Source organism: Aquirufa sp. (assembly GCF_964796385.1).
In genome coordinates this window covers 1-12234 of sequence record NZ_CBAUBA010000035.1, presented here as the reverse complement: position 1 = coordinate 12234, position 12234 = coordinate 1, and the positions used below count along the sequence as shown (strand labels likewise).

Genomic DNA, 12234 nt, shown 5'->3' with positions numbered 1-12234 from the left:
TTTATTCAAAGGAATTAATCTAAAATACAAAAAGGCTATCCTAAATTAGGATAGCCTTTTTGCCTACAAATAAAACATATTATGGTCTCGTATCCCAGAATACTTTCGCCAACATGTTTGATTTTTGTTTGAAGTTTGTGTTCGAACTAACTTCCGAATCTGGATAAAACAGTGAGCGAGGTATACCTCCTGTCATGGCGGCAACACTGGCGTCAACTGGTTTTAAGGCAGGGTAGCCTGTACGTCTCCAGTCGTTCCAAGGCTCTACAGCCACACCATAATTAGCGACATACTTCTCCGTAATAATTTTTTCAATATTACCTTCTAACGAAGAAGCGTTCAGATTTCCATGCGCAGTTAGATATGCATTTTGATCTGCAGCACTTACGCCCACCAAACTCATAGATGCTTTGATTCCCTCTTTAAAGAAACCTTCTGCAGCGCTTACCCCTGCACCATAACGCAGTGCATGTTCAGCGCGAATGAAATTATATTCTGCAAATGTTAATAAGCGAATAGGTGCAGCACCAGTATACGCATTATTATAAGCAGCCGCAGCAATAATTGAACCAGAAGCATTAACACTAGAAGATGCAATCGCAGATTTCAAGTTTCCACGTAGGTATGTATGAACACGTGAATAAGCAAAAGATTGACCATCTACTGGAGTTGCCCCCTTATATTTCCCTGAACCAAAAGGGAAATCAGTGAAGTAAAATGGTCTTCTTGGATCCGTTGTGCCATTCATCATGTCAACAATCGTTTTGTTCGGGAAAAACTGATCTGGTCTCGATATTTCAAACTGATGAATTGAATTTTGAGACGAAACAGCATCTACAAAGTTCATTTGGAAATTGTCCGCATTCGAACTTAAGAAGATTGCATTGCTAGATACAAGCGCATCCAATTTGGATTTTGCAAAAGCAGCATCCTTAGCTGAGTAATGTAAAAATAAACGCAGTTTCAACGTGTTTGCTAAACGCTCCCATCTAGTTCTATTCCCTAAAAATATTGTTTCATTAATCCCAGGACTTAAAGCAGAGCTAGTTGCCTTCACATCTGCAATACCTTGATCAATTAATTCTACAATCTTCGTATAAATTACCTCATCGTCATCAAGCTTCGGCTGATTAATCTCTGGTGATTTAAATGCTTCCGAATAAGGCAAATCGCCCCACATGTCTACTGCTTGAGAATAAACATATGCCTTTAAAATACGAGCAACACCTCTGTAGTGTGGACTTTGTTCACTATTTGCAATAATATATTCAATATCAGCGAGCTGAACAGCGAATAAAGATGCATATAAATTGTTCACATCGGTAGGCTGAATTAAATATCTAGCGTATTCACGAGATTGTGTACCTGCCGCCCCTTGCCCAGCAAATTGCTGCGCAATAAGAGACGTATAACGATGCATATCGCTACCACCTCTAAATCCTACGTTAACTGTTACGCTAGTAAGAACTTGAGCAATTGGAGCGGAAGTTGGCGAGTTAGGACTAACATTAACGTCCAAATAACTGTCGCAAGAGCTAGTAACCACAAAGATAGCAGCTACAAAACTCATTGATATATATCTGATAATTTTCATATTCTATTAATATTTATGATTAAAAAGTAGCTCGTAAGAAGAAACCAAAATTTCTAGTCTGAGGTAAACCATTTGCCTCAAAACCTTGTGAATTCGTTACTCCAGTCGCATTTGTCTCTGGATCGAAATGAGGGAAATTCGGCGCATATAACCAAAGGTTTCTACCGTTAAGTCCTAGTTCCATCTTACCGATAGGTGTTTTAGCTAAAACTTTACTAGGCACCGTGTAAGAAACTGAAGCCTCGCGTAGTCTTAACCAAGAACCATCAAATACATACGATTCACCCGTACCAAAAGCGTAAATGGTGCCCCAGTAATCCTGAGCAGTAATTGGAGTTGTATTAGGCTGACCGTTTGCTAACGTACCTTCAATAATGTAAGGCTTAGCTACATCACCATTCGATGTAAATCTATCAAACTCAGCCGTTTCTTTGGCAGTACCGCTTCGGTATAAGTCACCGATGTTACGTGAATATACATCACCACCCTTACGGATATCAATTAAGAAATTGAAGTTGAAATTCTTATAACGAATGTTATTTGTGATACCAGCTGTCCAATCCGGGTTTGTATTTCCAATAGCACCTTGTAAAGGACTCAAGGAAGTTAAGCCGTTGGCTCCAATTAATTTCTTACCATCTGACGCTCTGTTAAATACAGAACCAAACAATAAACCATACGGTTGGCCCGCATATAAACGCGTTCCTGGCGTAGTAAATCCACCTAATTGGATAAACTCAACTCCTTTAGCCAAAGACTCAACAATTGGATCTAACGTGGTAAAATTAGCTGAGATATCCCATGAACCATTACTTGTTTGCAAAGGAGTACCCGTAATTAATAATTCAAAACCTTTCTGCTTTAATGAACCTGCATTTCTGTTCTGTGAAGTAAATCCAGTGGATGGGCCTACCGGCACAGCAAAGATTAGGTCTGTTGACAAAGTATTGAAATAACTCATTTCAATACCTAATCTATTTTTGAAAAATTTAGCTTCTAAGCCAACCTCTCTTGAAGTCGTAAACTCGGGTCCTAAATTCGGATCAGCCTGAACATTACTTAATGTACGTCCACCTAGATTATTATAAGGGAAGTTGATCACTGGACCAAATCCATCACTAGCTCCTGCTAAACCAAACAATGTGTTAGTTGCATACGTACCTGCTTCTTTACCTACTTTAGCATAATTTCCAGATAATTTCAAGAAACTCAATGCCGTTGACTTTAATGCAGGGAATGCTTCTGTTGCGATGAAACTACCCGCAATTGCTGGATAAAAATATGAATTCTGACCAGCACCAAAAGTAGATGAATAATCATTTCTACCTGTAAAGCTAATGGTAGCGAAACCCTTATAACCTAAGTTAAACTCACCAAAAACACCTACTAATCTTCTCGTGGCTACTTGATTGAAAGCTGTTACGACAGAAGCGTTTGAAATGTTCTTTAGATCTCTGATGGCTAAGTTCTTACCTGTCGTACTCATGTACGTAGATCTACTCTCAACAATCTCATTACCAATATTGAAGTCCAACTTCAAATCATCCGTAATATTTTTATTACCAATAATCTGGAAATAAGAGTTCATATCGCGTTGCGTAAGTGAGCTATTCGCAATACCTCCCGTACCTCCGGCAGATGTATTAGCACCACCGCGCGCGCCTATTTGATCATAGCCTTGTGTACCATACGCTGAAGCGTCGACACCCAATCTGTAATTAACTGCTAACCAAGGCTTTAGGTAATATTTCAAGGCAACATTACCGATTACACGATCCAACTCATCTGTGAACGTATTATTTTTCAATGTCCAATATGGGTTATCTGTGTTATCAAAAAATACCTGATTTCCTGTAGCTGGATCTTCGAATGGAATTCCTGATAAATCATAGTTTCTTGGCATAAACCATGATCTAAAGAACGGATTCGAAAGTTGGTTACCAATTTGTGATCTTTCAGAAACAGACGTAATGTATTGCGCAGAAACACTAGCAGATAGTTTTTCCGATACCTGTGAATTAGCATTCAAGGTAAAGTTGTTTCTATTGAGGGAATTACTACTTAAAATACCCGTTTCTTGAAGATTTCCGTATGAGAATCTAAATGCTGACTTATCCGTTCCACCTTGGAAACTAAGGTTATTCTGCATATTAATGCCTTGTTGGAAAATATCCGAAATGTTATTTGGAAAAGCCGTTAAGTTTTCTTGCTTACCAAACGCATTCGTAACTGTTTGACCTGCAATTTTAGGTCCCCAGGATAGATTACTAATCGGGTTATAGGTACCCCTTACAGAACCTTGTGCATATTCATTTTGATAATCAGGTAATCTATTTACCTCAACGATGTTATATGAGGAGTTAAAAACTACGCTATTTTTCTGACCCGTCTTACCTTTTTTCGTGGTAATCAAGATCGCTCCATTGGCCGCTCTTGAACCATAAAGTGCAGCTGCTGCTGGACCTTTCAGAATGGACATGTTCTCAATATCTTCTTGGTTGATATCAATCGCTCTATTCGAGTTAGACACACCGTTTTGCAATGCGTTAGAACCTCCACCATTATCGATCGGTACACCATCCACCACAAATAAGGGTTGGTTCGATCCCGTAAACGTCGTAAAACCACGAATAAAAATAGCAGTGGATGATCCCACCATACCATTTGACGAAGCAATTCGAACACCAGCTACCTTCGCAGCAAGTGCATTTACGGGGTTAGTTGTTCTACCTACCGTTAATTGCTCGTTTGTAATGGTTGCAGTAGCGTAACCTAAAGATTTTTTGTCTTTCAATACACCTCCAGCGGTCACAACTACTTCAGATAGCATTTTGGTATCTACCTCTAAAACGACATTAAGGGAAGATGCATTACCTACAGCCTTCGTTTGGCTAATGTAACCTACAGATGAGTACACTAATGATACACCATTTCCTACTGAAATTTTGTAGGTACCATCAGCTGCAGTGGTTGTACCAGAGGTTGTACCTTTGATGCTGACACTGACACCAGGTATACCACTACCATCATCTGAGGCTGTGACTTTACCGGTAACTTGTCTTGTTTGAGCGAATAATGTGCTTACGACAGCCATCATTAATACCCAAGAGAGTACTAGTTTTTTCATGTTGTTTAGTTTAATGAATGAATACAAACACCAAAACTAGATGTTTAACTCTAATTCTCCTTAAATTTTTCATAAAAATTATCTATCTTAAACATAAAATAAAATTATATTTTGCAAAAAAAAGGCGATCCAATGGATCGCCCTTTCTACACCCTAAAAAAAATATGTTAATTCTTATCCCAAAACAACTTGGTTGTGACCACATCACCACCGATCGCCGAAGCAGCCGCTGTATAACTAGCACCATTTAAAGTTTGCTCTGTTGATGGATAAGACAACCGCGTTGGAAAACCCGATTTCGCATTAATTGGCGTTGCAATTTTCGGTTGGTCCAAACGACGAATCTCTACCCAACCCTCATACGGACGGTTATAAAGCGCGATCCACTTTTGTGTACCAATCTTTTGCTTCCAATCTCCAGCAGCTGTCGCATACGCTACATCTGTTTGAGCTAAATAAGCAGCTGCATCCGCAGCATTTCCACCCCAATAAAGAATAGAAGCCGTAATTGCATTATTGTAATGTGATTCGGCTGAACCCGCTACGCTAAATCCTCTTTCTTTTGCCTCAGCACGTAAAAACTCAGTTTCTACGTAATCCGCTAATATATAAGGAGAAGCAGCTTCGATAACTTTTGCACCGGCACGAGAGAAATCAACGAATGTATTCGATTTTCCTACAATACCACCTGCGTAGTTACCCGCGTTATTCTTCGAAAAGAAAGCAGCTTTACGCGGATCATTCCATCCAATCAACTTATCCATCAAATCTTTCGCAGCGATGTAATCTTGACGACCACCTGTTACGATATCCACGAATAATGGATTTTGGTTTGGTGAAGAAGAAAGGAATGTAAACAAACCATTATCAGCCGCAGCAGAAATAGCACCCGCATCAGAAGACTCAGCAGCTGTTTTCGCAGCCGCAGCATCTACATCCACTAAGACCATACCAAGTTTAAAACGTAGCGTATTTGCGAACTTTACCCATTTCGCAGCAGATCCTTTGTAAACTAAATCTTCAGTTGCTGTGAAACTATTTGCAGTCGGGTTGATTTTGGCAATATCAGCATTCAAACGAGCCAATAAATCAGCCGAGATCGTTTTAGCATCATCATATTTAGGAAACAAAATAGCCGAATTAATCGACTCTTTGTAAGGAACATTTCCGAACGTATTCACCAGAACACTGTACGCATACACCTCCATAATATCCAAAATCGCAATTTTATTCGCCTTTTCAGCAGGTGCAAGCGAAGCATCCGCATTGATCAAACGAGCAGATTCACGTAAATCCGCAATTACATCACGGTACATCGTCGTCCACCAGCCATTTGGAATGGCACGCGTATTGAAATCATATTGAGCTTCATCTTGATATACAGCCATCGCCCAATGCGAAACTGTAAAACGGAATACGTTTGTATTCACACTAGCAGATGCCAACGAGTTCGCTAGGGTCTTCGTGGCATTCGAAAATAAAGTAGGTGCAGGAACTGCTGCAGGCCTCTTTGTCTCAACATTTAGTTGAGCTAAGTCACTTGTACAAGCTGTAAATAAAACCAACAGCGGTACAAAAACGATTAATATTCTTTTCATCAGTATAAATTTTTGGGATGATTAAAACAACAACTTGACATTAAGTCCGATAGAACGTGTCGTTGGATACGCTCCAGACTGATATCCTTGTACGTTACCAGCAGATAAATTTTCTTCTGGATCCGCATAAGGAACTGATTTCTGAATAATCCAAAGGTTACGTCCAAACACAGACACGTCTACTCCTTTAACTCCACCTAATTTACGTACAATCGAGTTTGGCAAAGCGTAAACTAAGTTTGCTTCTCTCAACTTAACATAACCGGCATCGTAAACGAAAGCCGCCGCTGGATTGTATGCATACCCGTAAGTACCGTAATCATTCTCCACACGAATTGTGTTTTTAGAACCGTCAGCTAACACACCTGGCATAATCACACCACCACCTTCGGCAATTGAATTACGTGAAGGGTTTCCTTTGTCATTTAAGCCAGCTGATTCAAGTAAAACACCCGTAGCCGCACCGTAATACTGATCCAATGAGAATACAGAACCACCTTTCTTAATATCAATCAAGAAGTTAAACGTTATGTTTTTGTAGCGTACCGAATTATTCAAACCACCAATCCAATCTGGATTAACATTACCAATGTTATTCGTAGTTGTCGTTGTCAAATCATAACGTCCATTAGCTTTCACTAATTTCTCACCATTAACAAACTTCCAAGTTCTTCCTTTTAGAATACCATATGGTTGACCTACAGTAGCATTCAATGAAACACCCCCTTGGAAGGTAGCTAACTGTAAGTTTTGGCTATTACTGTAAAGGCTTAATACCATGCTTCTATTGCGCGTAAAGTTAACATTCAAATTCCATGAGAAATCTGCTGTTTTAATTGGATTTGCAAAGATGCTTAACTCAAAACCTTTGTTCTCAATGTTACCCGCATTTACATACGTTGATGAGAAACCAGTAGAAGAAGTTACCGAAGCTGGCATAATTTGATCCAATGTATTTGTTTGGTAATACGTCAAATCAAATCCAATACGATTTTGCATGAAAGCCATTTCTAAACCTATCTCTTTCGATTTAGTTTGCTCAGGCTTCAATGTAGGGTTATTTTGTGTCGATGGAGCTGAGAACAAGATCGTTGAACCAAACGGTGCTGGTTGATCATAAACGTTCTTAATTGCACCCCAAGGAGCATCATTACCCACAGTTGCATAGTTAACACGCAACTTACCAGATGTCAACCAAGGAAGATCCGTGAAATGCTTAGAGAAATTCCAGCTAGCAGCTCCTGAATAATAAAGGTACTTGTTGGCATCCACCGGCAACGTCGACGACTGATCTTGACGAATTGTTCCGTCAAAGTTCAAGAAATTCTTGTAAGACAATGTAACACCAGCAAATACACCAAATACTTCACGCGGCGTGAATGACTCAGATGGAGCAGCTACCGTACCTTTTGAGTTAGCAACTGAATACAAACCTGGAACGATCAAACCACCATTTGTCGCTGCAAAGATTGAACGAGCATATGATTGACGTAAGTTCAAACCAGCTAAGGCCTTCAAGTTCACATCTTTAATGATGTTTTTGTCGAAATTCGCTAATAAGTCGTAGTTAGTTTCATTAAACGTACGATCGAAACGGCTATAAGAAGCAGCTGCTTGAGAACCTACGGCATTACGCTCCTCTTGGAATTCATTGTATGTATCTACCGTAACACGACCCATGAAATTCAAGTAATCAGATGCTTTGTAGTTTAACATCGCATTACCAAAAATACGTGTACGCGTATCATTTTGATAGTTTTGATAACGAATCCAGTAGTAGTTATCTGTGTAGATAGGCTTCAAACCAGCAGCTGAAGATGGATCAGCCCAGTTCCAAGTAACGTTTTGACTGTTACGGAAGTAAGCTGTTTTTTGATCTTGAATATCTACATTGGTTTGATACCACTGACGGAAATTTTGATTTACGTTCAAGCCACTATAACCTGTACCGTAACGTCCTTTACCATTTACAATCGAGAAGTTAGCTGAAGCAGATGCTGTTAATTTGCTAGAAACATTATACGAACCACCCAAGTTCATGATATTCTTCGTTACGTTCGAGTTAGGTAATGTACCACGCTCTTCGTTACGCGTAAATCCTAATTTAAAGGTTCCTTTGTCTGTAGCACCATCTAATTGAATAGCTGTGTTGTTCGAAATAGCCGTCTCATAGAATGTTTCTGGTGTATTTTTCGCAGCAGCCCATGGGCTTGTTTTCATGTAGTTAGGACCTGCTGGATCAAACGAATCCCATGTGTAAACTGGACGATTGTCAAATTTAACTCCATAAGAAGCATCTTCCGCTGTAGGAACGACATAATCATCTTTTCCATCACCGTTAACATCAAAATACAAGAAACCATCTTTTTGATACGGATCAGAATAACCTGCACCGTACCCATTCTGGTATTTCGCGAACGTAGATTTATCAATTGTTCCTACTGTTAAGCCCGTATTAATGGTAATACCTAGACCTTTTTTCGCTTTTTTCGTTTGGATCATGATTACACCATTCGAAGCACGAGAACCGTAAAGCGCAGTTGCCGCAGCACCTTTCAATACAGTCATTGACTCAATGTCATCTGGGTTGATATCTGCCGCAGCATTACCATAATCATAACCACCCCGACCCGTTGTTTGGTTACCCGAATTTTTATTCGAGTTATCGATAGGCACACCGTCAACGACAAATAACGCTTGGTTATTCCCAGTTAAAGATTTGGTACCACGAATAACGACGTTAGTTGAACCACCAATCGAGTTACCTTGTGTGATCTGTAAACCAGCTACTTTACCAGAAAGAGCTTGGAACGCATTTCCTGAACGCACACGTGTTAACTCATCTCCTTTAATTTGCTGGGCAGCATAAGGCAATGAATTCTTCGTACGCGTCAAACCTAATGCCGTAACTACAACCTCGTTAAGTTCAGACGCATCCGTTACTAAAACAACGTTAATTGCGGTTTGACTACCTGCAGAAATTGTTTGTTGCTTGTATCCGACAAAACCGAATACTAAAACAGCACCGTCGCCCACTGAAATCTTATAAGATCCATCGGCGCCAGTCGTTGTACCACGAGCGGTACCTTTTAGGCTAACACTAACTCCGGGAAGAGCCGTGCCATCTTCAGATGAAGTAACTTGACCAGTTACTTGTCTTGTTTGAGCAAATAATGAACTGAACGCAGTCATTACCAGTACCCAAATGAGTAAGAGTTTTTTCATGTTGATTAGTTTAATTAATGAAAAATATAAATAAAATTTATGCAAATTAGGGAAATATCTTTGGGGACCAAAGAAAATTGCGAAAAAGGAGTGTTCGGCTTATAGAAATACCACTGTAATTCAATAAAGCCAAATATTTTCTTGAATTTCCATTAAATAAACAATCTGATATAGCTGGAATGTATACTAGTAAGTAGGAGCGAAAACCTTGACAAAAAAAAGGGGGTAAGCTATTGCTTACCCCCTTTTTCAAAATATACGTTACTGTATTACTTCTTCCAACTTGGATTTTGAACCAAATTAGGATTTGCATTCGTTAATGTTTCCGTTAGTGGGAATGACCACTCACGCGATGTAGGTGTTAATGTACACTTGTCGATTGGAGACTGTGAAGGAATTCCACATGTACTTCCTCTCGTTAACGTTCTAGATGTACGCTTCAAGTCAAAGAAACGGTGGCCTTCGCCTACGAACTCTCTTCTTCTTTCATCGGCAATTGCATTAACCAACGTAGCGCCTGTTAAATCCTCATTCTCATAGCCACTAATTCGAGCTTTACGCAATGTATTCAAATCTCGCATCGCCAATTCATTCTGCGGCGTGCTAGAACGTGCATACGCCTCAGCTCTGATCAAGTATAACTCAGCAGTTTTCATGGCAACAAAATTCGCATTACCATTAGAAACACCACCTTTACCTCGGTACTTAGTTAAAGCCAATGCCTGAGGAACTTCAGTAGTTCTGTTGACATTCGCAAAATAAGCACCATAACGGATGTCATTGCTACGAATCAAACCAGTATTACCCGCGATCGTTGCAATTTCTAACGCTGGACGGAAATAACTTCTGTTATTCGTTGCAAAAAATGCAAGGAAGGTAGGTCCACTTTGACCTGCGTCAAATTGTACATTCCAGATAATTTCTCCCGCAGCTGCCTCTGAGTACATCCCGTTAAAGGTTGTTTGATTGCTAACTAGAGCTGGCGCAATAGCGATACCTGCAGTAGCCGCTGCAATCGCATCCGCATACAAACCTGCGTAAAGAGAAACTCTTGCCTTTAAAAGGTTTGCTGCTGCTAGACCCATTTTTGGTCTGATTGCCGCAAAACCTTGATTTACATTTTTATCAACATCAGCAAGAAGTGTTTGCGCTGCATTGATATCAGCAAACAACTCATCATAGTACACTTTGTTATTTAATCTGACTGGCTTTGCCTCAGAAGAAATTTCAAAAGTCTTACTGTAATTTAAAGCTAATGTAGTCGTACTGTTACGATCGTAGTTTTCTGCAAAATATTTGAATAAATCAAAATGCGCTAAAGCTCTAATCGCATGCGCCTGACCTTTAATTCGGTTGGCTGTCTTTTTATTCGCAGGCGTTGTAAACTTGTCTACATCACGCAAAACAATGTTGGCAACCGAGATTACCTTGTACATCGCATTGTAAATATTCGTGATTTGAGCGGTATTTTGCTGAAATTGGAAGTTTGACATATCTCTTGAATTTGCCAACGTTTGAATCGTTTCATACAAGTTATCACTCATTACATCCGGCATGATACCCGCACCACTACCGGTTCCACTTCCAGACCCATAATAATCTGCCGCTCTAAAGTTCGCATAAGCACCGTCTAGTACCTGCTCTAATTGTCCCATACTAGATGGATTGTTGACAGCATCCAGCGTAAACTCTGGAGCGAGATTGACGAATTCGTCCTGACAACTCTGTAACGTAAATGCAGCTATAAATAGCAATGCAGCACTACGTTTGAATATTTTATGTATCATAATTTCTGTGTTTATATAATTAAAACCCAATGTTTAAACCGAACGTTGTCTGTACTAAAGAAGGGTACTGAGCGCCCGTTAAAGAAGTTCCAGTTGCTTCTGGATCAAAACCTCTAAAGGTAGTCGATGTCCATAAGTTTTGTCCTTGAACAAAAACACGTGCTGCTCTAACTTTAATTTTCTTTAATGTAGCTGCATTGAATGTATACCCTAAGGTTACATTACGCAGTCTCCAGAAGCTAGCATCATCAATTAATCTAGATGTTTGCGATCTGTACGGATTTCCTGGTCTTGGAACGTCAGTGATTTTATTCGTTGGCGTCCACTCATTCAGCATAGAAATATGCATGTTATCATAAAAATACGCTGGATTAATAATGTTGTTCAAATCATTATTATACATTTCTCTACCCAAGAAGAAGTTGGCCTGCGCACTTAAATCAAAACCTGCATAAGAAATACGCGTTGTTAATCCACCAAACAAAGGCGCATCAGACGTGCCATACTTAATTTTATCAGCTACGTTGAACGTTTGTGTTTTTGTACCATCTAACTTCGTGTACAATGAATTTCCTGTTTCTGGATCTACACCAGCGTAAGGAACAAGGAATAAGGTATTGATCGGGCTACCTTTGGCTAACACAGTAACTCCAGAAATAACATTATCCTGAGGTAACTCCATAATTTCATTCTTATTGTATGAAATATTAGCACCTACATTCCATGTAAATGAAGAAGTTTTGATCAAATCAGAGTTTAATGAAACTTCAATTCCTTGGTTTCTAACTTGTCCAAAATTACTTTGTATTGTTGTGAAACCACCTGCAGAAGGATCTACTGGTAGGTTATAGAACTGATCCGTTGTGTTTCTGTTATACACTTCAATCGTACCATTAATTTTGT

General features: G+C 39.5%; 6 protein-coding genes. All 6 read right to left on the bottom strand.

Annotated features, from left to right (window positions below; translation table 11 throughout):
• Window positions 1-79: 79 nt before the first annotated feature.
• Window positions 80-1594 carry a SusD/RagB family nutrient-binding outer membrane lipoprotein gene (locus tag AC1W6K_RS09990; RefSeq protein ID WP_481947368.1) on the bottom strand — a complete coding sequence of 505 codons (1515 nt, stop codon included), beginning with the start codon at window positions 1592-1594 and terminating at the stop codon, window positions 80-82.
• Between the two features lie 19 nt (window positions 1595-1613).
• Window positions 1614-4721 (bottom strand): SusC/RagA family TonB-linked outer membrane protein, encoded by a 3108-nt coding sequence (locus tag AC1W6K_RS09985; RefSeq protein ID WP_481947367.1) that lies wholly within the window; start codon window positions 4719-4721, stop codon window positions 1614-1616.
• Window positions 4722-4888: 167 nt separating this feature from the next.
• Window positions 4889-6319: a SusD/RagB family nutrient-binding outer membrane lipoprotein gene (locus AC1W6K_RS09980; protein ID WP_481947366.1), complete on the bottom strand. Its 1431-nt coding sequence runs from the start codon at window positions 6317-6319 to the stop codon at window positions 4889-4891.
• Window positions 6320-6340: 21 nt separating this feature from the next.
• The gene (locus tag AC1W6K_RS09975; RefSeq protein WP_481947365.1) at window positions 6341-9544 is read right to left on the bottom strand and encodes a SusC/RagA family TonB-linked outer membrane protein; all 3204 of its coding nucleotides are present in this window, start codon (window positions 9542-9544) and stop codon (window positions 6341-6343) included.
• A 269-nt stretch (window positions 9545-9813) separates the two neighbouring features.
• Window positions 9814-11331, bottom strand: a complete 1518-nt coding sequence (locus tag AC1W6K_RS09970; protein ID WP_481947364.1) for a RagB/SusD family nutrient uptake outer membrane protein — start codon at window positions 11329-11331, stop codon at window positions 9814-9816.
• Window positions 11332-11350: 19 nt separating this feature from the next.
• Window positions 11351-12234 (bottom strand): TonB-dependent receptor domain-containing protein (locus tag AC1W6K_RS09965; protein ID WP_481947363.1); only part of this gene is annotated, 884 nt, incomplete at its 5' end.